Genomic DNA, 21,162 nt, shown 5'->3' with positions numbered 1-21,162 from the left:
GCTCGTCGCCTTCGGCGTCGGGCCCTTGCGCGGTGCGCGTTTCGTCGGGGCGCGCAGCAGCGACGGCGCGCTCGGATTCGGACGAATCGGTGTCGTGGATGTCTGTCAAAACAACCTCAAAATGTCAGGTCGCGCGCCCGTTGCGGGCGCGTCAAAAAGTACGGTTACGTCAGGCGCTGCGCGACTCGGCTTCGTCGTCGGAGAATTCGCCCGCGTCCTGAGCGGCGTCGCGGCGATCGGGATGATCGTCGTGCGCCGCGTGACTCTGGTCTGTTCCGGCCAGGTTGGCGCGATCCGCGTCCCCGGTCTCGTTATGGTTTTCGCGCGCACCCTCGTTTTCTTCTTCCGGTTGCGCGTCTGAAGCAGCTTCTTGAGCCGTTTCTGTTTCTTGCGCTGCCTCGTCGGCAACGCGATGTTCGGTATGCGCCAACACATCCGTACGCTCGACGCCGGCTTCGGCGTCATCGGAAACAGATGCGGGCGATGAAGCCTGCGCGTCGCCTTCCTGCGCCGCGGCTTCCTGCGGCTGCACTGGCGTTGCGTCTGCAACGTGTGCGGCTTGCGGCGCTTCCTCGCCTTCGGGAAGAGCATGCGTCATGCCATCGGCAGCGTTTTCGGCGCTTTCCGGTGCAATCGTCTCACCCTCAACCGCTTCGGCTTCCGTGAACTCGATTGCATGCTGCGCAAGCAGATCGATGTTCGACTGCGCCGACGGATCGGCGAGCGGCGGCAACTCTTCGAGCGACTTCAGGCCGAGGTCGTCGAGGAAAGAACGTGTGGTCGCGTACAGCGCCGGGCGGCCCGGCACATCGCGATGGCCAATCACTTCGATCCAGCCGCGGTCTTCGAGCTGCTTGACGACCTGCGTGTTCACGGTCACGCCGCGGATTTCTTCGATATCGCCACGCGTCACGGGCTGCCGGTACGCAATGATCGCGAGCGTCTCGAGCACCGCGCGCGAATACTTCGGCGGTTTCTCGGGATGCAGGCGGTCGAGATACGTGCGCATCGCGGGCTTGCTCTGGAAACGCCAGCCGGACGCCAGTCCGACGAGTTCGACACCGCGTCCGGACCAATCCTGCTTCAGGTCTTCAAGCAACGTGCGGACCGTATCCGCCGACACGCCGTCGGCAAATAGCTTACGCAAATCACCGAGCTTTAACGGCTCCTGCGCGCAGATCAAGGCAGTCTCGAGGACGATCTTCGCCTCTTGGGTATTCATGCAGCTAGGTCAGACCCTGTGGTCAAAGAACCGGATCAAACAGACGATGTGGAACTGAAGACGCGCTCGCCCGATTCTGATCGGTCATATTGATGGGAGCACGCACCGGGGGGAGGCGAAAAAGGCATCGAGCCAAACCCAGCCGGACGACGGAGCAGCGAAATTCCGCGAGGGAACCGCGTGACTGGCTGCCATATTACGCAAAAACAATCGGTGCGTAAAGACGAAATCCAGACTGCACCTTAATCGACATTTCCGGCGATGCATAACGGGTCGGTGCGCCGCGTGTTTCCGGCGCACCGACCTTTGCGCATATTTCAGCGCGCACCGCCGTGCCGCTCGAGATACGCTTTCAGCCGCTCGACGCCCGCGTCGAGCCGCGCCGTATCGCACGCATAGCACCAACGCACGAAGCCCTCGCCCTCAGGGCCGAACGCGCTGCCGGGCGCCAGTCCGAGCCGCGCATCGCGCACCAGCGCCTTGCACAGTTCGAGGCTGCGCGAGGCGCCCGGCAACGAGAAGAACACGTACATCGCGCCCGGCGGCGCTTTCACATCGACACCCGGTACAGCCGACAGCGCCTGCACGAGGTGATCGCGCGAACCCCGCAAGTCAGCGACCAGATCGCGCGTGAACTGCGCGCCCTGCTCGATCGCCGCGATGCCCGCCTGCTGCACGAACGCCGGCGAGCACGACGTGTTGTATTCGACCAGCTTGCCGAGATCGTCCATCAGCGCGGCAGGCGCGACGATCCAGCCGAGCCGCCAGCCCGTCATCAGCCACGCTTTCGAGAATGAATTCACGCAGATCACGCGCTCGTCGCGCGCGGCAAGATCGAGGAACGACGGCGCGCTTTCGCCCGCCTCGCCCGCGTAGTAGAGACGCTCGTAGACTTCGTCGGCGACGATCCAGATGCCGTGACGGCGGCAATGCTCGAGCACCGCGCGCTGCTCGTCGCGACTCATCACCCAGCCGGTCGGATTGTTCGGCGAGTTCAGCATCAAGAGCTTCGTGTCCGGCGTCAGAGCCGCCAGCAGCCGCTCCAGATCGAGTTGCCAGCCGTTTGCACCATAAACGAGCGACACGGTATCGACCTGTGCGCCGAGAATCTTTGGAATCTCGACCAGATTCGGCCACAGCGGCGTGACGGCCACGACGCGGTCGCCCGCGCCGACCACCAGTTGCGCGGCCAGCATCAGCGCGTTCACGCCCGCGCTCGTCACTGCCACATGCTCGACCGATGTCGCCCCGTGCAGCGCCGACACATAGCGGGCGAGCGTCTCGCGCAACGGCGCGATGCCGAGGTTATGCGTATAGAACGTTTCGCCCGATGCGAGCGCCGCGCTCGCGGCATCGCGGATGAACGGCGGCGTTACGCGGTCGGACTCGCCGAACCAGAACGGCAGGACATCAGGCAATCCAAAACCGGCGTTCGCCACCTCGCGGATCTGCGACGGGCGCAACGCACGCACGGCATCGCGAGCGTCGGGTTTCGCGCCTGGCGTCGCTTCGGGAATCTGGGAGGTCTGTGACTGGGGCAAGTCCGTTTCGCGCATCGAGGGTCCCGGCGGGTCTGTCGAAAGATGCGAGTGTAGCGCGTCCCAATTTACGGACGGAGCGAACCCGGCAGCGACGACGCAAGCGCGAGCACGGCTTCAGCGCAGATCCTCCGTCCGTCCGGGCACCTGATGAATCAGATTCCACACGGCGTCCGCAGCGGGCGACAGCGAGCGGTCCCGCCGGCGCACCAGCTCGACGGTACGCTCGGCGCGCGGCACGAGCGGGATCGCCACCAGCGACGACCCCGCCGGCAACGGCAACGCGAGCCAAGGCAGCACGCTCACACCGACGCCCGCCTGCACCAGTCCGAACACCGTCGAGGGATGGCCGAGTTCCTGCACGATATTGGCGCTCACGTTGTGCGCTTCCAGTGCAGCGTCGATGATCGGCCGGCTACCCGACGCCTGATCGAGCATCACGAGGCGCTCGCCATCCAGTTCGCGCCACCTCACGTCGGCGCGCGATGCCAGCGGATGATCATCGCGCGACACGAGACAGAAGGAATCGGTCATCAGCGGCTCGGTGAACAGGTCGTCGGCGGACAGCGGGCCGATCACCACGCCGAAATCCACCTCGCCCGACTTGACCTTGCGCACGACGTCGCTCTGCACGTCGTCGCGCAGCCCGAGCGTGATGTACGGGAACTGCATCCCGCACGCCGCGACGATATTGGGCATCAGCCGGCACGCGATGGTCGGGCTGGCCGCCACCATCACCCGCCCGCGCCGCTGCTCGCCGATCTCGCGAATTTCGCGCAGCGCGTCGTCGAGATCGGTCAGCAGGCGCGACACGCTCGCCACCAGGTTGCCACCGACGTCCGTCAACTGGACTTCACGCGTCGTCCGGTCGATCAGCTTCAGCCCGATCTCGGCCTCCAGTTCGCGCACGCACCGGCTCACGGCCGACTGCGTGAGGCCGATTTCGCTCCCCGCGCGACTGAAACTCTGCAGTCGCGCCACTTCGATGAACACGCGCAGTTGGCGCAGCGTCACATTCATCCCCTCTCCTCATGAATGATGTCGTTTGATGCAGATTTTATATCCCGAAACACGTCCGCGCATCATTTCGCAACGTTCGCTGCAATGCAGCAAAAAGGCGCGAACGCACGCGGGACGGGCCTGATTGCACAAGATTGGTGATTGTCCTGATTTGCGTGATGAGTTTTTTGGATTCTCATACGGGCCAGGCTAACGCCCGTAACGGCTTGATGTGGCGGGGCTTCGAGGCGGTTAGGTGAAAGGTGGCACGCTTCGTGCATTTCCCCTTGCACAAGAGTCGGCGCCGATTCGGACTGGTGAAAAACGGTTCGCGAGGCATAGGCCGGCTCTCCGCCGGCGCCCGATACGGAATCGGGCGCATGAAGAGTGCGCAGCGCGGGGCAGCGCACCGGAGTTAGCTTCGCTGAGGTGAAACATGATGGTGTTCGACGATTTGAGAGACAACGAGTGGGCGCTGGTAGAGGCGTTGTTCTGTGCTGAGCCGGCACGGAGCGAACGCCGTGGTCGACCACGCGTCGAAGCTCGCGCGGTAGTCAACGCCGTGTTGTGGGTTTTGTCGACGGGCGAAGGCTGGTCCAAGTTGCCAGGCCGTTATCCGTCGCCGCCGACGTGCCGTCGTCGTTTCGACGAATGGCAAGCCGACGGCACGCTCGCGGAAATTGTGAAGCGACTGGGCACGAGCGGCCGCGAGATTTCGCTGCGCGGACGCATCGGCGCAACGGCAGCCAAACCACCGGCACCGCCGAGCCGCGACCGTCTGCGTGGCGCATTCTGGACCAATCCGGAATCCTGGCGCGCGCCCGTCAAGATGGCCTGATGCAGTATTCACGCAACCGGGCGCCTCAGGGCGCCCGGCGCGTTTCTCTGGCTGACATCCGTTCAGCCCGAATCCCTTCGATCCGACCAGGCATCGCTCCCGCCCGCGGGTTCGATCGATTGCGCGCGTTCGCTCACTGAAACGCGTTTGTCGCCGGGTGTTCGCGACGGTCCGCCCGTCTGCCGATTTTTCCGCTGGTTACAGCACCCGCGAGCACCCGCGCGTTCGTCTTCGCCCGCCGCGACGCGCGTGCGCCGGCGCCCTTCCCGCTCGCCAACGTCCATCCTCACCCGATACGCATCGCGCCGGTGACGGGACGAAACATCCATTTACTTTTATTTACAGCATGCTTTCGCGGCGCGGCATACCGTACCAGTATGCAAACAAGCCCGTCCCGGCCGGCTTGTCGGGAACCGATCATGAGGCCATTGTCACTGCATGTCTGCGGCCTGGTCCTTTCGATATTCGCCGCGACTGCATCCGCGCAACAACGTCCGCAAGGCTGGAACTGGCGGCCGGAACAGCCTGCCACGCTGCAAGCCTGGCAGCAGGCGGAAACGCGCACCCAGAATTTCACGCCGCCTACGCCGCGCGGCGATCTGCGCGGCGATATCGCGAGTAACGTGCGCGCGCGGCCCGATGGGCAGCGTGACGAAGGGCCGCCACGGCGCGGTCCCGCCGCGCATTGACCATGCTGCCGGCAGGCAAGTCTGCTGGCACCGAGCGATGACGTTCGATGAAGATGTGCGATATCGGGAACCACCCGCCACGTCGCCAGTCTCACCAATGCCATTAAGCACAGCGTGGCAGAAGTAATTCCGGTATGCCCGTATCCTCGCGATACGGGCTTTTTTTTCGCCGACCTCGGATGGGAGTCGCGCGATGCCCACACCGGCCCGGCGACCTAAAAGAAATGTAAAAACGAGGAAAACGCGGCGACATGCCCTCGACACGCCTCACGCGGCGCGTTTCCCGCGCGCAACGCTGTTCTCGCGTGCGCGCGCCCTGCAAAGTGCCGTCGCCTAGACGGCAGCCGCCCTCTCTCCGGCGACTGCACCGGCGAAAACGTAATTACGCATGCGGCGCGCGTCCCAGTCGAGAGAACGCTCGTCGCGTGCGAGCCGCGCAAACTCGGCGCGGCCGCGTTCGGTCAGCACCGCAATGTCCACAGGAGCATGGAAACCCGGCGCGGGAGCGACCGTCCGTTGACGAACGGTGTCCATCATGCCAAGCGAACGCAGATATTGAAAAACGCCTGGGCGCTTGGCCCACGGCACCTGACGGTATTGCGCCCGTCGCAGCGCCTCGAGTACGACTTCGTTGGAATAAGCGGTCATCTCACTTCTTTCTTAAAGTGCAGCCATGACTTATTTGTTCGCGACACAATGGCGCGTCTTGTCGACGCGCGCACGGCGGAGAACGAAGCTTTCACGCCCATATCCGCCCATGCGGCCATTGGCCGCCGTTTATTTCGGCCCCCGTGTGAACGCCGTGCTAGCGTTCTGCTTCCAGCTGGCGGCGATGCGACCGTACGGGCGCGATAGTCCGCTCGTGGAAATGTCCGAATACCATACGTTACCCCAATAAAATTGATTCTTTTAACTTTATTGCTGCTTTTTTTTGCAGCTTTCATGCTGCTGCGCAGCGCCCGCACGCTAATCGGCGCAATAACGATCGCCGTCTTCTGGGCGTTCGGCGCAGGGTGGCTCGCCCAACCCGTGCTCGATCTCGCCCAGCCCAGCGCGCCGCCCGGCGGACAGACGGTTGCTCCCGCAACCTACGCGTCCCATACGGCCATCGTGATGCTCGGCACGGGCACGATTCACCGCGACGGCAAACTCGTGCCGCCGAAGGACGCAATCGCCCGGATCGTCAAGAGCGCCGATCTCTACACGCGCTGCAAGCACGTCAGCGCGGTGTGCCACGTGATCGTCAGCGGCGGCAACCCGCAAGACCACGAGGCGACGGAAGCCGACACCTACCTGCCCTATCTGCTGCGCGAAGGCGTGCCACGCGGCGACATCATCCTCGAGAACAGCAGCCTGACGACGTATCAGAACGCTCGCAACGTCGCTGCCATTCTGCCAGCGGGATATTACGGTTCGTTGATGCTCGTCACATCGGCGTATCAGATGCCGCGCGCCCTGCTCGACTTCCATCGCTTCGGCATGGACCCGCTGCCGATCGTGTCGAACACGCGCGAGGCAAAACGCGGGCTCCTGCCGCGCCCGCAAAACTTCTCCGACGCCGAGATTGCGTTGCACGAACTGATTGGCATCGCGCAGTTTCATGTGTACCGGCAAATCGGCTGGTTCTGATGCGCGCGTAGTTCGCCCGTTGCTTAGCTATCCCGATGGATTGGAAGCATGCCTTCGACAAGCACCCGTCATACTCCGCTGAGAAAATCTGACTTGTCGCGACACGCGCGGCAAAGCGCAGGACAATAGCTCCGATGCGCAATGGCTTCGCCGCTGCGCTTCTGCGCAAGCCCTCGACGAATGTAACCAGACGTAACTGTCTGTGAATTCTGTTACAGAAGGCGCGCTGGACTGAACATTGCTGGCTAGAATGCACTGTCGTTCCATTGGACAGGCCATACTCGGGTCCACAACCACTCTCTACGGAGGCAACGATGAAGAAAGTGTCCCTGGCAATCCTGGTTTCCCTTTCGGCACTGACGGGCGCGGCGTACGCGCAGCAGGATCAAGGCGTCGTGATGAGCACCGATCCCGCGAAGGCCGCCGACATCGAGCAGCGCGCGCAAGATCTACAGTCGAAGCAGCAGGCGATGGAAAGCGCGCCGCCCGCACCGATGAAGCACCACAAGGGCATGCATCACAAGAAGCCGGCCGCGCCGGCGCAGTAAGCGCGTTGCACATGGGCTAGACAGACGCGCCCAGCAGCTCGCCCTGGCGCGCGTCGCAGTGCAAGCCGCTGCGCAAACAAAAAAAGCCGAAGCCGTTCAACACGGCCTCGGCTTTTTTATTGGCGTGAAGCGACGTCAGTCATGAACGGTGGCCAGCCACATGCCACAGAGCGCGCATCGACGTTATGCTAAAGTCGCGCACCGAAGAATCGACACAATTCACACCCAACCCGCGTGCGCCCCTGGTGCGGAGGACAGAATGAGCAACATCCAGCTGGACATCGAATGGACTGAAGCAGCATCCCGCAAGATCGAAAAACTCATGCCGCGCGGCAATCAGGACGCGTTCCTCGCGCTGCCGCCCGTCGAATGTCTGCCGATGGAAGGCGACGTGCTGTTTCTCGGGCCGGCCGGCAAGCAGCAGCCGTTCATCGTCGCCGAGCGCCAGTATCATCACGACGGCGATGCCGACTGGACCATCATCCTGATCCTCGACGTGCCGCAATCGACGCACTGATCAATTCAGGCAGCGCGTCACACGTTTCATCGCGGGGCCCGACAGCCATGCTGTCGGGCCTTGCTGTTTCTGGACGCGTCGTCTCAGGCTATCTTCGACACGATGCGCAATTCCGCCGTTTCGATCCATTGCGCGGACGCCTTTTTGCAGGCCTCGATATGCGCCGATTTCGCGTGCGCGGCGAGCGCTTCCTCACTTTCCCAACGCTCGAAGAACACGAAGCGGCGCGGCTCGCGCAAGTCGCGATGCAGGTCGTACTGCAACGCGCCGCGTTCCTTGCGCGTCGGCCCGACGATACCTTCGAGCGCCGCGCGCAATTCTTCCTCGTGTCCCGGCTTGGCGACCGAGATCGCCACCACTGCGATTTCCGACATACTGCACTCCAGTTTCAGGAAACCAGCAGCATAGCGCCGCTGCCACAAATGCGCCGTCAACCTGCGCCAACTTCGAGCCGGAACGGCACAGACTCTTGCACCCGTCTGTGATTACCCGAACATTCGAATCGCATACGAACTGCTAGACTGGTTTCGACGAACTGAGCTGGACTGAGCTGCACAACTGAGCGGAGTCGCGCGTGAACGGCATCGATCCGATCGCCTTCGGGCCCGACCTCCATTGCGCCGATGTTGCGCATGCCTGCCGCCGGCATGTCGCTGCACACGGGCGAGCGCCGCACGCTGCATAGGACAATCTGCCGTCATGCCAAACGTCGACGATACGACGCTCACTGGCCTTCTGCAGCATATGGTGCAGGACGAGGCCGGATGGGCCGCGCCGTGGCGAACCATTACGTTGCGCAGCGTTTTCCAGCCGGTCGTCTCCGTGACGCACCAGCGCATAGTCGGCTACGAAGCGCTGCTGCGCGCCTTCGATCCCGTGGGTCACCCTATCTCACCTGCCGTGCTGTTTTCGGGCACCCGGTCGACCGCCGATGCGCGCGCGCTCGATCGCCTCGCGCGTTGCCTGCACGTGGCGAACTTCATGGCGCAAGGCATCGAGACGGGATGGCTGTTCCTGAATACGCGCCCACAGGTGTTCGAAACAGGATGGCCGCAGCGTCCGTTCATCGATGAACTGTCGGAGCATTTCGGACTGCCGCAGGAGCGCATCGTCATCGAAGTGCTCGAGCAGCCTGCCGACGACGAATCCGCCGTCGCCAGCATGCTCGCTGCATCGCAGCCGCGCGAATTCCTCATTGCAATCGACGATTTCGGCACCGGCTTTTCGAACTTCGATCGCGTGTGGCGCTTCCGGCCGGATATCGTCAAGCTCGACCGCTCGCTGGTGGCGCGCGCGGGCCGCCAGGACAACGACAACTCGCTGATCGGCCATCTGATCAACATGCTGCATCAGTCCGGCACGCTGGTGCTGGCGGAAGGCGTCGAAACGGAAGACGAGCTGATGACGCTGATGCAGGCCGACGTCGATTTCATCCAGGGTTACTGGTTCGGCCAGCCGAAGGGCTCGATACAGACGGCGAGCGCGCGCGTGCCCGAACTGATCGAGCAGATGTGGCAGCGTTTCGAGAGCTACGAGCGCACGCATTCGCGCTATCAGCGCCCGGGCTTCGAGGGATTCACGGAAGCCGTGCTCGCGGGCGCATCGCTCTACATGCAAACAGGCGATCTCAACGAGGCCGCGAAACCCGTCTTCCTGCTACCCGACGCGCGCCGCGTCTTCGTGCTGAGCGATCGCGGCGAGCAACTGGAGCCGTCGATCACGGCAAGCGGCACGCCCTCGCCGCCCGCGCGGCTCGCGCCGCTCTTTCCCGACACCCGCAACAACTGGTCGCGGCGCGCGTATTTCAAGCATGCGCTCGCCGCGCCGGGACGCGTCGCGATGATGGGCCCGCACTGTTCGCTGATGGATGGCCAGGACTGCTATACGGCCGCCGTCACGGTCCAGCGCGACGGCGCGACGCATGTGTTCTGCGTCGATTTCCTGCCCGAAGTCCGTAACCCAAGTCCTGTTTGAGGAGAAAAGCGCGGGCGCCGCGATGACCTTGCCCGCGCTTCATTCGTGCGAGACAGAACGCCGCCCCGATTTCACGTCGCTGCGCTTCGCCTTGCTTTCGAGCCGCCGTTCTTTCGACGCGCGTGTCGGCCGGGTCGCCACGCGCGCCTTGCGGGTCACGCTGACGCTGTCGATCAGCGCGTCGAGCCGCGCCAGCGCCGCCTCGCGGTTCATGTCCTGTGTGCGGTATTCCTGCGCCTTGATGATGACGACGCCGTCGCGCGTGATCCGGTGATCGCTCATCGCGAGCAGGCGCATTTTCAGCACCTCGGGCAGCGACGACGCGCGCACGTCGAAGCGCAGGTGAATCGCGCTCGACACCTTGTTGACGTTTTGCCCGCCCGCGCCCTGCGCGCGCACGGCCGTCAGTTCGATTTCGTTCGGCGGGATCGGATAGCGTGAAGTCATGTCAAAGCGTGGTGAGAGGAATGGCAAGTGTAACCGGCTATGCGGCCGCGCATGCGCGGTACGCGAATTGCAAGCGCAACGAGGCGAGCCGGGGCGCCTGCATGGTGTATCACGCAATTGCCGCCAACCGCCGAACTCACCGATACTGACACTTTCAGCCCGAGGGTCCACCATCGTGATGAAAATGCGCCCTGCGCAGGTGCTCGAACTCGTCGTCAATCTCGTGCTGCCGTGGGTTGCGTACCGGCTCGCGCAGCCCTACTGGGGTGAAACGGGCGGGCTGATCGCGTCGGCTGTGCCGCCCGTCGCGTGGAGCATCGTCGAACTGGTTCGCTTCAGGCGCGCCGACGCGCTCAGTCTGACGGTGCTGCTTGGCATCGTGCTGTCGATCGGCGCGATGGCGTTGGGCGGCGATCCGCGCATGCTGCTGTTTCGCGAGTCGCTGGTGTCGGGTGCGATTGGTGTCGCTTTTCTGTTGTCGCTGCTGTTGCGACGACCTGCCGTGTTCTATCTGACGCGTGCTTTCGTCGCGCGCGAGATGAATAATGGCGCCGCTCACATTGAAGTACTTTGGCGCGAACGGCCGGCGTTTGCCCGCGGGCTGCGGGTGCTGACGGCTACCTGGGGCCTTGGGCTCACAGGAGAAACCCTGCTGCGTGGGTATATGGCATGGCATTGGCCTATCGAGCGCGTGCTCGTGGTGTCACCGTTTGTTGGCTATAGCATCTTTGGTGCGCTGATGGTCTGGACGCTTTGGTATCGGCGGACGTTGCGGGATCTCGCGGAGCGGCAGACCGATTCTGAAGCGGAACCGCCGCGGGGTACGGCTGCTAATTAGCTGGTTTTTTTGTTGCTGGTGTCGGCGTTTCTTTGATGCTGGCATCCGCGATTTGTCTTGCCCGCTTCAAGCGTCGCCCCTGTGCGGGGCGGCACCTACTTTTCTTTGCCGCGGCAAAGAAAAGTAGGCAAAAGAAAGCCGCTGAACACCGCCAACTTTTCTTCCTGCCCACGGGCCCCCAACGGCCCCGTCCCGTCCGCGACCGCATTCTTCTCGATGCCCGCTGCCAGCGCTTCGAATTGGCTCATCACCCACTTCACACTCCCGCGTCACCACACGCGCGACGAAATCGCCCACGTTCTATAGCGGCAAACTGTGTGTCGGCTTTCGCGCGGTGTGCGCTTCACTCCGGACTGAAAAACACGATCGGTGTCGTAACAGCGCTGAGGTGTGAAGCACTACGACCGACACACAGTTTGCCACCTGGGCGGCCGCAACCATTCGCTGCCGCTGGCTGTGCTACGGGTGATTGAAGCGGGTGAGGCGCCTGTTCGAGGCGCTGGCAACGGGCATTGAATGGCAGAACGCCGTGTGAAGCGGAGGAACGGTTGGGGGCCCTCAGGCGGTGGTCAAGAGCGGGCGGTGTTAGCCCGCTTTCTTTGCTTACTTTCTTTGCGGCGGCAAAGAAAGTAAGTGCCGCCCCGCACAGGGGCAACCCAGGCAAACCAACACCATCACGCGGATGCCAGCAAAAACCCAAACCCAAACCTACCCCTCACTCGCCTCAACAATCCGCGCCGCAAGCCCCGAATCCCGCTGCGTCGGCGTCGCAATCGCCCGCATCAACACAGTGCGCGAACCAACCACATCAACCCGCTCACGCGCCCGCGTAATAGCCGTATAAACGAGTTCCCGCGACAACACGCGACTAAACATCGATGGCAGCATCAACACAGCGTGATCGAACTCCGAGCCCTGCGATTTGTGCACCGTAAGCGCAAACGCCGTGTCATGCGGCGGCAACGCAGCAGGCGACACCGCGCGCAAACTGCCATCCGCGCCACGGAACAACACGCGCAGCGAGCCGTCTGCGCCCGGCAACGCAATACCGATATCGCCATTGAACAGACCCAGCGCATAGTCATTGCGCGTAACCATGATCGGCCGGCCCGCGAACCATTGCGCGCCAATCGCCAGCGGCACGCGCGCGACGCGGCGCACCTGAGCAGCCATTGCCGTATTCATCTGCTCGACCCCGCGCGAACCGAGCCGCGTCGTACACAGGATGCGAAAACGGTTCAGCGCGTCGAACAGGTTGAGCGCATGCGCCGTCGCGCCCGCGGTGTCGACGAGCGCCGCAGCAAGCGCGTCGGCGTACGGCGCGAAACCGGCCGCGAGCCGCTGGATCGTGCGCTCCGATGGCGCGGCGTCGGTGTCCTGACGAAATGCTGCCGCGCTGGGCTCGACGGGATCGATGTCCAGCACATCGAGCGCATCCTGCACGGCGCCACGCCGGATCGCCAGCGATAGCCGGCCAATCGGCGACTCCAGCCCGAAACGATAGTTACGCTCAAGCCACACGACACAATCAGCAAGCGGCGCAGGCTGCGATTGCGACGATGCTTCGGGCGGCGTCGCGAACAGGTCGTCGAAGAACGGTTGGGATTCCTCGTCCGGCGTATCGTCGCGGCCAGCTGGCAGCGCGTCACGCAAACGACGTTCGTCGATGCCCAGTGCCGCCGCGATCGAGCCGACCGCCTTCGTCGTGAACGCCGGTTGCGCGCTCAACTCGGCGAACACGGCGCCCGCTTCGACGGCGGCAAGCTGATCCTTGTCGCCGAGCATCACGAGATGCGTGTCGCTGGCAAGCGCATCGAACAGATGCGTCGCCATCGCGACGTCGATCATCGATGCCTCGTCGATCACGATCACGTCATACGGCAACGGATTGTCGCGATGATGCCGGAAGCGTCCGTTCGGCCCGGTGCCGAGCAGCCGATGCAATGTGAACGATGTTTGCGGCAAACGCGCCGCGAGTTCGGGCGGCAACGAACCGGCGCGCGCGAGCAGCGCCTCCTGCATCCGCTGCGCGGCCTTGCCCGTTGGTGCGGCGAGCGCGATGCGCAAGTCCGCGCGCGCATCGAGCAGGCACGCCAGCACGCCGACCACGGTCGTCGTCTTGCCTGTGCCCGGCCCGCCGCTGACGATGGTCAGCCGCCCGGACAGCGCCATCACGGCGGCCACGCGCTGCCAGTCGACTTCCGCGTCGCGTGGCTCGCCGAAATAACGCAACAGCCGGGCGCGCATCTCCTGCAACGACAGCCCCGCCGACACGGCATCTTCACGCTCGCCGCGCGCGTGCTCCACGAGCGACTGCGCAAGCCGCCGCTCGTAATCGAAGTAACGCGCGAGATAAAGCCGCCCTTGCCCATCGACGACGAGCGGGCGCAACGCCTGCGTTCGCTCTCTGCCATCGCTGGCGACAGTACTCGCGAGCAAGGCATCACGCACTTGCTCTGCGTCGGCCTCGTAGCGTTGCGCGAGTTCGTCGAGCGGCACGCACACGTGCCCTTCGGAAGTCGCGCGGCTCGCCGCGAATGCGGCACGCGCAGCCCATCGAACGCTGTCCGCCGACGCGCCGCCACGCTGCGCGAGCGCGCTCACGCGCCGCGCGAAACCTTCGGCGAGCGCCGTGCTGAAATCGGCAGGCGTAGGGACATTGACTTCGACATCGGGCAACGGCTGATCGAACGTGCTCATGGCGCTTCTCCATTCATCAATGCATCAAGCGCCGCAACGAGTGCAAGGTCCGGCCGCCGCGCGTGCACGCCGGCCGCGTGGCCGTCATTGAGCCAGTCGGGCCGCACGCCGCGCACGAACAGATACAGATAACCGCCAATGTGCTTCTCATAGTCGTAGTCCGCGAGACGCAGACGCAGATAGCGATGCAGCGCGACGATATAAAGCAGCGCCTGGAGATGGTAGGCGTGACCCGCCATCGCTTCGTCGAGCGGTGCGGCCGCATAGTCTTCGCGCGTATCGCCGAGATGATTCGACTTCCAGTCGATCACCCAGAAGCGCCCTTCATGTTCGACGATCATGTCGATGAAACCCTTGACGAAACCGCGCAGCGCACCCGCCTCCAGCGCGACATCGGGATAGCCATGCGCGGCGAGCAGCGCCCGCAACGCCGGAAACTCCAGCGACGGCGCCGGGAACAGAAACTCGAGTTCGTTGATCCTGCGCTTCGGATTGATCGCGGCGAGCGTCATGCCCGGCACGAGTTCCGTGCTGACGATATCGCCGAGCAGACGCTGCATCATCGCTGGCAAACGTTGCGCGAGTTCAGGCTCGGCGGGTGCCGGCCTTTCGCGCAGCGCCTGTCTGATTGCCTCGTGCCAGTGGCTGCTGTCGGAGAAATCCGCGAGTTCGAACATGCGGTGCAGGCACTCGCCCGCTGCCGCGCCGCGCGGAAACGCGAGGATGTCGTCGGACGCTAACTCGACGGGGGCCGCGACGACATCGAACACCGGCACGTTCGAGGCATCCGCGATATCCGCCAGCTCGTCGTGATCGGGACGCGCCTCTTCGCTCGCCGCCGATATCTCTTCCGCGCGCGAACCGGCCGCGATCAACGAGCTGAAGCTCGCCATGCGCCACGCGTCGCGCAACGTGCGCTGGTTCATGCGCGCGCGCATGCGGGCGCCGCTGTCGGCGACGCTTTCCAGCGGGATACGGCGCGCAACCGCCGGCAGATTCCCGACTGCCACCGACCCGCCTTCGAGCACCTGCCAGTGTTGATAGATCAGCGCTTCATCGAGCGGCTTTGCGAGCCATTCGTCGAAATCGCGCGCGTTGCCCGCGACGAGCCAGTTCAACACACTGCGCGCCGATTCCTTAGTAGAACGCGACGACAGATACGTGCCCGCCACGAGGTAACAGCGATACACCGCGCGCGTGAGCGCGACGTAGATCAGCCGCGCCCGCTCGGCCGCCTGCTCGCGCGTGGCCTGGCGGCCCGCATGGTCGGCCCGCTCTTCGTCGCACCCGTAGTGCAGCACAGCCGAGCCGTCATCGTCGTGATACTCGCGCGCGTCCGGCAAGCCCGACGACGGCGGCTCCCGCATGCTGCCGTCATTGAGGAACGGACAGAACACGACTGCGTATTCCAGACCCTTCGACTTGTGCACGGTCACGATCTGCACGAGATTACGGTCGGATTCGAGCCGCAATTGCGCTTCTTCGCCGCCACGCCCGCCTTCCGCGCGCTGCGCGGCGAGCCAGCGCAGCGTAGGCGCGATGCCCGGCTGAGTCGCCGCGCGCGCCTGCACGAGCTCGGCCAGATGGTTGACGTTGGTCAGCCGCCGCTCGCCATCCGTACCCGCGACGAGCCGCTGCGCGACGCGCAGCTCGCGTGTCAGCGTGCGCCACATGACCGCGAAGCCGCGCTCGTTCCACAGCATCCGGTAACGCGAGAAGCGTTCGACCCAGCTCATTGCGTCGACGGATTGCATGGCATCCGTCGATGCGGACGATGCGCCGTCGACCTGTTCGAGCCGCCACAGCGACGCCGCATCGAGACCGAACCAGTCGGTCGCAAGCGCCGCACGCAGGCGGCGCAAATCGCCCGGTGTATCGACGGCGGCCAGCACGCGCTCGATCTGCTCGGCGTCGAGCGATTCGAACACGGATGCCTGCGCCAGTTCCACACTGCCCACGCCCCATGCCGACAGCACGCGCTTGATCAGGCTGCCCTGCTTGTGCGTCTGCACGAGCACGGCAATATTGCCCGGCGCAAGCGGCTTGTCGCCGATCATGACGCCGCCCTCGCGCGCGCCGCGCAGCAGACGCACGATCTCTGCCGCGCACGCCTCGGCGGCGGCGTTCTGTGCGCCGCGTTTGGTCAGCGCCGCATCGCCTCGCGGCAGCATCCACACGCGGAAGTCGCCGCCATCCGCGCCATCGCGGTCGACGAGCGGAGGCCGCTTGCGCTCGCCCGCCCGCACGGGCTGATAGTCGAGCCCTTCGAGGACGAACGCCTGTGAGTTCGCTTCGAAAAAGCGGTTGCATGCATCGACGATCGGCGCCGTCGAGCGCTGGTTGACCGCGAGCGTATAGCGCGCCGAAGCCTGCGCGCGCGCCGCGAGATACGTATGCAGATCGGCCGCGCGGAAGCTGTAGATTGCCTGCTTCGGATCGCCGACCAGGAAGAGCGGCCCCTTCGGCGCGAAGATCCGATTGAAGATCGCGAACTGCAGCGGATCGGTATCCTGAAACTCGTCGATCAACGCGGCGGGATAACGCGCGCGCAACGCGTCCGCCATCCAGACGTGACTCGCGAGCGCGCGATGCAGATTCGACAGCAGATCATCGAACGAGACAACGCGACGCGTGCGCTTTCTGGCGGTCAGTTCGTGCGGCGCGTAGTCGAGCCACTTCTGCACGAGACCGAGCCAGCGCGCGCGCTGAGCAGCTTCCGCTGCAAGCGACGCGGCGGCGAGTTCATCGGCGGCGATGAAAAACCGGTGCACGGGTGGCTCGAAATTCTTCTTCGTGCCTTTCGTCAATGCAGTGGTCGTCAGTTTCAGCGCGGCTTTTGGCGGCGGTGCATGGCAATCGTCCTGCGCGAAATAGTCACTCCATGCTTCGATCGCGGCGCTAATCAGTTCGGGCTTGTGTGACGTCTTGCTCAGACGGTCCTGCGCCTGTTCGAGCAGGCGCACGATGCTGTCGCGCTCGGCACGCCACATCTCGCATGCCGCCTCGAAGCGCGCCTGCATGTCGTGCGGCGCACCTTCAATTTCGCCAACCTCGCCCCAGCGCAACTGCGCAAGCGGCTTCTTCAACCTGCGTGCAAGCTGTTCATCCAGTGACGCAGGGCCCGCGCGCTTCTCGACCAGCCACGCCGCAAACGACGGATGCTCAGCCGCAACAGGCTCGACCTGCTCGCGCCAGAAGTCGGCGGCCAGTTCGAAGCGCAGCGCGGCATCGTCCGCTTCCATCTCGAACGCGAACGGCATCGCGGCGGCAAACGGCGCTTCCTGCAACGCGCGCTGACAGAACGCGTGGATCGTGTGAATGGCGGCCTGATCGAAGGTGCGCAATGCGCGGCGCACCGTTTTCGCGGCCGCTTCGAGATCGACCCCGCGCTCGTCCGACAGCGTCGTCTCGAATAGCCGGATGATGAAAGGATCGCCGCCGTCGTCGCCCGTTTCGATCGCGCGCTGCACTTCAGCCAGACGACCGCGAATCCGCTCGTGCAGTTCGGCCGTCGCAGCTTTCGTAAAGGTCACGACGAGAATCTGATCGGCGCTCAGATTCTTCTCCAGCAACAAGCGCACGTAGAGCGCGCAGATGTTCCACGTCTTACCCGTTCCCGCCGATGCCTCGATCTGATTCACACCGTCGAGATCGCACGCGAACACGTCGAGTTCCTGCGCCGCCGGCGCATGCTTCCATGCCGCGCCGCTCATGATGCGCTCCTCAGGTGCGCAACCAGCGGCTTGAAGACGATCGACGCCAACGTGCCAAACGGCTCGTCGAGCGTCAGCGGCACGCCGCGAAACGCGATGCGCAGCGCTGCGTCGTCGGACTCGCCGCGTATGCGGTCGCTGATCCATGCGCCTTGCGCCGCCGAATCGCTATCGCTGATCTTCGCCCACGCGCTCTTCGGGAAAAAGCGCAGCGGAAATGCCCGCCCCGCCCTGAACAACGCGGCAAGAGGCGCGAGTTGATCGAGTGGTCTTTCGACGGGCGCAAGTTCGAACGACTCGCCGCTCGCATGCCAGACCGTGCGGCGCGGCCCGTCGGGCAGCGCCGCGCAATAGACGAGATGCGACAGCCACGCGGACAGATAGTCGCGTGCCGTCGGCCTCGCGTAACGGAACACGACCTGTCCCGTCGGCGTCAACAGATTGAGCGTGCCTTGCATGTGCAACGAACCTCGGGACGCTTCTCGCAGAGCGTTGTCATAAGGACCGAAGAGCGCGATGTCGTTGGTGTCGGGCCAGCGCGCGTCGATGTCGAGCGCAAACGGCAGGCGCGTGACGCCCGCGGCTACTTCGCGCCGCACGCGGTCAGCGAGGCCGCGCAACGACGACAGCTCGCGCGTGCGCCAGACCGCGCCCGTCGCGCCGCCCGGCAACTCGGGGCTCGCTTCTGCGACGCGGCGTACCCGCTCGTACGATTCCTTGTCGAAGTCCGTATCGAGCAGCACAGGCAACAGACGCTCGGCCAGCGCATCGCGGCCTGCGTAATCGAGTTCGAACGGCTCCATGTCGAGCAGTTCGCCTTGCGCGTCGGACAGCACGATGCCCAGGCGATCGCGCAGCAATGCGCGCGCGGGATGCCGCCAGAAGCGCTGGAAGTCGTCGAAGGCTACGGGCTCATTCGGCTCATTCGGCTCGTTCAGCTCCATGGGCAGCGGCGCGTCGAAGAACGGCGCGACATCGGTGCTCGACGGCTCAGCCAGCAACGCAGCGAGTTCCGCGCGGTCGGTATCGTAGGTGAACAGGCCGCTCTTCGCGTTGAAGTAGTCCGACGCGAAAGGCTGCAACGGATGCTCGACGATAAACGCGCGCCGCGCCTTGTCCAGTTCGGCAGGCGACGCGTCCTCTTCGGACGACACGCGCGCAAGATGATCGAGCAATTCGTCGACGAGCGCGGCGGGCGGCAGCGGCGCGTTGTCGCGGATGCTGCGCCCCGTGTAAGCGATCAGCAGACGCTCTTGCGCGGCAAGCAGCAGATCGAGAAACAGATTGCGTTCGTCGTCGCGCCGCTGACGGTCGCCCGCCTTGCCGAACTCCGCCATCAGATCGAACTCGTCGGCGCGACCGAGACTCGGCAGCACACCGTCGTCCATGCCCAACATGCAGACGATTCTGAACGGCAAGCCACGCAGGCTCGTCATCGACGAAAACGTGACGCTGCCCCATGGCACACCACCGCGCGCCGGATCGTCGAGTGCTTCCGACAGCGCCGTGCGCACCACGGCCGCAGGCAGCGGCGCGTCGCCCGCGCCCAGGCGCATCGCGTCGCTCATTGCATCGACGGCATCGCGCACGGTCGCGAGGCTATCCGCGAAGTCGACGCCACCGTCGAAGCACCGCCCCAGCACTTCGAGCAGCAACTGCGTCCACTCGATGGGCGTCATGTCGTCGCCGCAACGGCGCGCAAAGGCATCGACGTCGTCGACGAAGCTCGCGAGCCGGCCGAGCAGTTCCGCGTCCGAGCCGTCCGCGCCTTCGATGGGCAACCAAGCGCCCACCGGTTCGCCGCCTTCGGGCATCGCGTAGCCGAGGAAAAGGCGCGTGAGCGCGTCGGCGAAGGTGTGACGCGCGACGGGAATTGCGCTGTCGGCGGGCGCAACGGGCGCAAGACCGCGCCGCGCGCCCGCTGCCGCGAGCCACTCCTGGATGTCTTCGAGCGCTGCGGCGTCGATGCCGTAGCGCGCGGCGATCGCATCGACACGCAACCATTCGATCAGCTCCGGCGCGCCGACAGTGCGCTCGGGCAACGCGAGCCAGTCGAGCAGCACGCGCGCCACGGGGTTGGCCTGCGAAGGCGGCAAGCCCGTAATGCGATACGGAATGCGGCGCGTGTCGCCGGCGGGCGCGGTGCCGAACACGGCGTCGATCAGCGGGCCGGCGGCGCCGAGATCGGGCAGCGTGACGAGCACGTCGGACGGCTGCAGATCGTCGAATTCGTCGAACCAGCCGAGCAGCCGGTCGTGCAGCACCTCGAGCTGGCGCGCGAGGCTATGGCACACATGCACTTCGATGCCGCGCTCTTGCGGCAGCGTGTCGAGCTCGCGCTCATCCTGCAGATCGAGCATCGCGTTCTGCACGGCGGCGAGCCAGGTCGGTGCGGCGTTTTCGGCGAAGTACGAGCCCTCGGCGGAGGCGGCGCTTTCCGTCAGTTCGTGCAGCATGTGAAGCTGCGCCTGCGTCTGCCGGCCCCATTCGGCGAGCAGCGGATGGCCGACTTCCTGATAGTCGAGTTGACCCGCAGCATCGAGCGCTTCGACACGCCCTGCACTCACGATATCGAACCAGAATTCGCGGCACGGATTCATTGCGTACAGCCGCACGTCGATCCAGCGCGACAACTCGCGCAGCAACGCGACATGCAACGGCGGCATGGTTGGCAGCGCGAACACGCTGACAGACTCGGGCCATCCCGTGCGGCCGATCGCATCGAGATCCAGCGTGCGCACTTCGTCGAGAAAGCGATAGGCCGGCGGCGTCGCGGCGTGCGCCGACTGCGCGTCGCCCGCGACTTCGCCTAGCAGCGTGCGCCACAGCGCGCCCTGCCAGCGCTCGTCTTCGCGCGCCGCCGCGCTTGCGCCCGTCAGACGCGGACCGGTGTCGTCCGCCGCGCCGCTCGCGAAGATCGAGCCGCCCTTTTGCCATTGCAACAGCCATTCAGGGCGATAGGTCAGATAGTGGTCGAGCACCGTCGCGACGCGGCGCGCGAGTTCGTAGCGCATCGGCGCGTCGGCAGCGTCGAGGTAGCTGCGCAGACGCGGCGACGCGTTCCATGGCTGTGCTTCGTCGGCATCGCCGAGCAGACGGTAACAGCGCCAGACGAGCCGGTCCGGCGCGAACGGCGAACTCTTCGGCACGTCCTTGAACACGCCGCCGATCTGCGTCCACAGCCATTGCGCGAGATAGCTGAACTGGATGTTCGCGCACACGCCCTGACGGGCAGCAATATCGAGTTCCAGCCGCCGCCGCACGGCCGCGCTCGGCACGATCACAGGTTGCGCCGTCCATGGACTGGAAGGCGTTGCGTGCAGTCCGTCGAGCAGCGCGTCGACGAGCACATCGTACCGGTTCGAATAGAAAAGCTGGAGCATGAAGAGGCGTCAACAGGCGGCGCCACGCTCGCGCGCAGGCCGTGCAGGAAAAGGATGCGACAGCATAGCAAACGCGTTCATCGAGATGAAACCTTGCCATCCGGCAGATGGTCCGGGCATGGTCAAA

At 64.8% G+C, this 21,162-nt stretch carries 16 protein-coding genes and 1 pseudogene; 7 read left to right on the top strand and 10 right to left on the bottom strand.

Annotation, left to right across the window (positions count from 1 at the left end):
- Positions 1-169: 169 nt before the first annotated feature.
- The 3 genes from scpB to G3O01_RS42565 form a co-directional block, all read right to left on the bottom strand.
- Entirely contained in the window at positions 170-1,222 is a 1,053-nt protein-coding gene (gene scpB / locus G3O01_RS42575; protein WP_205813481.1) for an SMC-Scp complex subunit ScpB, read from the bottom strand.
- Between the two features lie 317 nt (positions 1,223-1,539).
- Positions 1,540-2,778, bottom strand: a complete 1,239-nt coding sequence (locus tag G3O01_RS42570) for a pyridoxal phosphate-dependent aminotransferase (RefSeq protein WP_241024727.1) — start codon at positions 2,776-2,778, stop codon at positions 1,540-1,542.
- Between the two features lie 99 nt (positions 2,779-2,877).
- Positions 2,878-3,780 (bottom strand): LysR family transcriptional regulator, encoded by a 903-nt coding sequence (locus G3O01_RS42565; protein ID WP_205813479.1) that lies wholly within the window; start codon positions 3,778-3,780, stop codon positions 2,878-2,880.
- A 418-nt stretch (positions 3,781-4,198) separates the two neighbouring features.
- Here G3O01_RS42565 and G3O01_RS42560 point away from each other — a divergent pair.
- A pseudogene (locus tag G3O01_RS42560) lies at positions 4,199-4,585 on the top strand (transposase); the annotation flags it as partial.
- Positions 4,586-5,016: 431 nt separating this feature from the next.
- Positions 5,017-5,286 (top strand): hypothetical protein, encoded by a 270-nt coding sequence (locus tag G3O01_RS42555; protein ID WP_205813478.1) that lies wholly within the window; start codon positions 5,017-5,019, stop codon positions 5,284-5,286.
- Between the two features lie 333 nt (positions 5,287-5,619).
- Here the strand turns inward: G3O01_RS42555 and G3O01_RS42550 are convergent, their stop codons facing one another.
- Complete coding sequence (locus tag G3O01_RS42550) at positions 5,620-5,934, bottom strand: hypothetical protein (protein ID WP_205813477.1); 315 nt, start codon at positions 5,932-5,934, stop codon at positions 5,620-5,622.
- Positions 5,935-6,228: 294 nt separating this feature from the next.
- Between G3O01_RS42550 and G3O01_RS42545 the strand changes: the two genes are divergently transcribed.
- The 3 genes from G3O01_RS42545 to G3O01_RS42535 all read left to right on the top strand — a co-directional run bounded on the left by G3O01_RS42545 (position 6,229) and on the right by G3O01_RS42535 (position 7,980).
- The gene (locus G3O01_RS42545; RefSeq protein WP_205813476.1) at positions 6,229-6,915 is read left to right on the top strand and encodes a YdcF family protein; all 687 of its coding nucleotides are present in this window, start codon (positions 6,229-6,231) and stop codon (positions 6,913-6,915) included.
- A gap of 314 nt (positions 6,916-7,229) precedes the next feature.
- Complete coding sequence (locus tag G3O01_RS42540; RefSeq protein ID WP_205813475.1) at positions 7,230-7,463, top strand: hypothetical protein; 234 nt, start codon at positions 7,230-7,232, stop codon at positions 7,461-7,463.
- Positions 7,464-7,722: 259 nt separating this feature from the next.
- Positions 7,723-7,980, top strand: coding sequence for a DNA-binding protein (locus tag G3O01_RS42535; protein ID WP_205813474.1), 258 nt, complete (start codon positions 7,723-7,725; stop codon positions 7,978-7,980).
- Between the two features lie 83 nt (positions 7,981-8,063).
- Here G3O01_RS42535 and G3O01_RS42530 read toward each other — a convergent pair whose 3' ends face one another.
- Positions 8,064-8,354, bottom strand: coding sequence for a putative quinol monooxygenase (locus G3O01_RS42530; RefSeq protein ID WP_205813473.1), 291 nt, complete (start codon positions 8,352-8,354; stop codon positions 8,064-8,066).
- A gap of 325 nt (positions 8,355-8,679) precedes the next feature.
- On the opposite strand from G3O01_RS42530, the gene G3O01_RS42525 reads away from it, so the two are divergent.
- Complete coding sequence (locus G3O01_RS42525; protein ID WP_205813472.1) at positions 8,680-9,954, top strand: EAL domain-containing protein; 1,275 nt, start codon at positions 8,680-8,682, stop codon at positions 9,952-9,954.
- 39 nt (positions 9,955-9,993) lie between these two features.
- On the opposite strand, the gene arfB is transcribed toward G3O01_RS42525, so the two are convergent.
- The gene (gene arfB / locus G3O01_RS42520; protein ID WP_205813471.1) at positions 9,994-10,401 is read right to left on the bottom strand and encodes an alternative ribosome rescue aminoacyl-tRNA hydrolase ArfB; all 408 of its coding nucleotides are present in this window, start codon (positions 10,399-10,401) and stop codon (positions 9,994-9,996) included.
- A gap of 178 nt (positions 10,402-10,579) precedes the next feature.
- On the opposite strand from arfB, the gene G3O01_RS42515 reads away from it, so the two are divergent.
- Positions 10,580-11,239 (top strand): VC0807 family protein, encoded by a 660-nt coding sequence (locus tag G3O01_RS42515; RefSeq protein ID WP_205813470.1) that lies wholly within the window; start codon positions 10,580-10,582, stop codon positions 11,237-11,239.
- Between the two features lie 95 nt (positions 11,240-11,334).
- Here G3O01_RS42515 and G3O01_RS42510 read toward each other — a convergent pair whose 3' ends face one another.
- The 4 genes from G3O01_RS42510 to recC all read right to left on the bottom strand — a co-directional run bounded on the left by G3O01_RS42510 (position 11,335) and on the right by recC (position 21,035).
- The gene (locus G3O01_RS42510; RefSeq protein ID WP_205813469.1) at positions 11,335-11,487 is read right to left on the bottom strand and encodes a hypothetical protein; all 153 of its coding nucleotides are present in this window, start codon (positions 11,485-11,487) and stop codon (positions 11,335-11,337) included.
- A 460-nt stretch (positions 11,488-11,947) separates the two neighbouring features.
- Positions 11,948-13,939, bottom strand: coding sequence for an exodeoxyribonuclease V subunit alpha (gene recD / locus G3O01_RS42505; RefSeq protein WP_205813468.1), 1,992 nt, complete (start codon positions 13,937-13,939; stop codon positions 11,948-11,950).
- On the bottom strand, positions 13,936-17,652 hold the full coding sequence (gene recB / locus G3O01_RS42500) for an exodeoxyribonuclease V subunit beta (protein ID WP_205813467.1): 3,717 nt from the start codon (positions 17,650-17,652) through the stop codon (positions 13,936-13,938). Before recB ends, recD begins: the two co-directional genes overlap by 4 nt.
- Entirely contained in the window at positions 17,649-21,035 is a 3,387-nt protein-coding gene (gene recC / locus G3O01_RS42495) for an exodeoxyribonuclease V subunit gamma (protein WP_205813466.1), read from the bottom strand. The genes recB and recC overlap by 4 nt, the downstream gene beginning before the upstream one ends.
- Between the last annotated feature and the right edge of the window lie 127 nt (positions 21,036-21,162).

It is taken from the genome of Burkholderia sp. Ac-20365, assembly GCF_017104715.1.
Lineage (GTDB): Bacteria > Pseudomonadota > Gammaproteobacteria > Burkholderiales > Burkholderiaceae > Paraburkholderia.
The sequence above is the reverse complement of the archived record's forward strand: the minus strand, read 5'-3'. Positions and strand labels throughout refer to the sequence as shown.

Bases quoted from the DNA above. Each gene is read 5' to 3' on its own strand.
- recB (WP_205813467.1), bottom strand. From the start codon at position 17,652: ATGAGCGGCGCGGCATGGAAGCATGCGCCGGCGGCGCAGGAACTCGAC.
- G3O01_RS42515 (WP_205813470.1), top strand. From the start codon at position 10,580: ATGAAAATGCGCCCTGCGCAGGTGCTCGAACTCGTCGTCAATCTCGTG.
- G3O01_RS42555 (WP_205813478.1), top strand. From the start codon at position 5,017: ATGAGGCCATTGTCACTGCATGTCTGCGGCCTGGTCCTTTCGATATTC.
- G3O01_RS42540 (WP_205813475.1), top strand. From the start codon at position 7,230: ATGAAGAAAGTGTCCCTGGCAATCCTGGTTTCCCTTTCGGCACTGACG.
- arfB (WP_205813471.1), bottom strand. From the start codon at position 10,401: ATGACTTCACGCTATCCGATCCCGCCGAACGAAATCGAACTGACGGCC.
- G3O01_RS42565 (WP_205813479.1), bottom strand. From the start codon at position 3,780: ATGAATGTGACGCTGCGCCAACTGCGCGTGTTCATCGAAGTGGCGCGA.
- G3O01_RS42550 (WP_205813477.1), bottom strand. From the start codon at position 5,934: ATGACCGCTTATTCCAACGAAGTCGTACTCGAGGCGCTGCGACGGGCG.
- recC (WP_205813466.1), bottom strand. From the start codon at position 21,035: ATGCTCCAGCTTTTCTATTCGAACCGGTACGATGTGCTCGTCGACGCG.
- G3O01_RS42530 (WP_205813473.1), bottom strand. From the start codon at position 8,354: ATGTCGGAAATCGCAGTGGTGGCGATCTCGGTCGCCAAGCCGGGACAC.
- G3O01_RS42510 (WP_205813469.1), bottom strand. From the start codon at position 11,487: ATGAGCCAATTCGAAGCGCTGGCAGCGGGCATCGAGAAGAATGCGGTC.
- G3O01_RS42535 (WP_205813474.1), top strand. From the start codon at position 7,723: ATGAGCAACATCCAGCTGGACATCGAATGGACTGAAGCAGCATCCCGC.
- G3O01_RS42570 (WP_241024727.1), bottom strand. From the start codon at position 2,778: ATGCGCGAAACGGACTTGCCCCAGTCACAGACCTCCCAGATTCCCGAA.
- scpB (WP_205813481.1), bottom strand. From the start codon at position 1,222: ATGAATACCCAAGAGGCGAAGATCGTCCTCGAGACTGCCTTGATCTGC.
- G3O01_RS42545 (WP_205813476.1), top strand. From the start codon at position 6,229: ATGCTGCTGCGCAGCGCCCGCACGCTAATCGGCGCAATAACGATCGCC.
- recD (WP_205813468.1), bottom strand. From the start codon at position 13,939: ATGAGCACGTTCGATCAGCCGTTGCCCGATGTCGAAGTCAATGTCCCT.
- G3O01_RS42525 (WP_205813472.1), top strand. From the start codon at position 8,680: ATGCCAAACGTCGACGATACGACGCTCACTGGCCTTCTGCAGCATATG.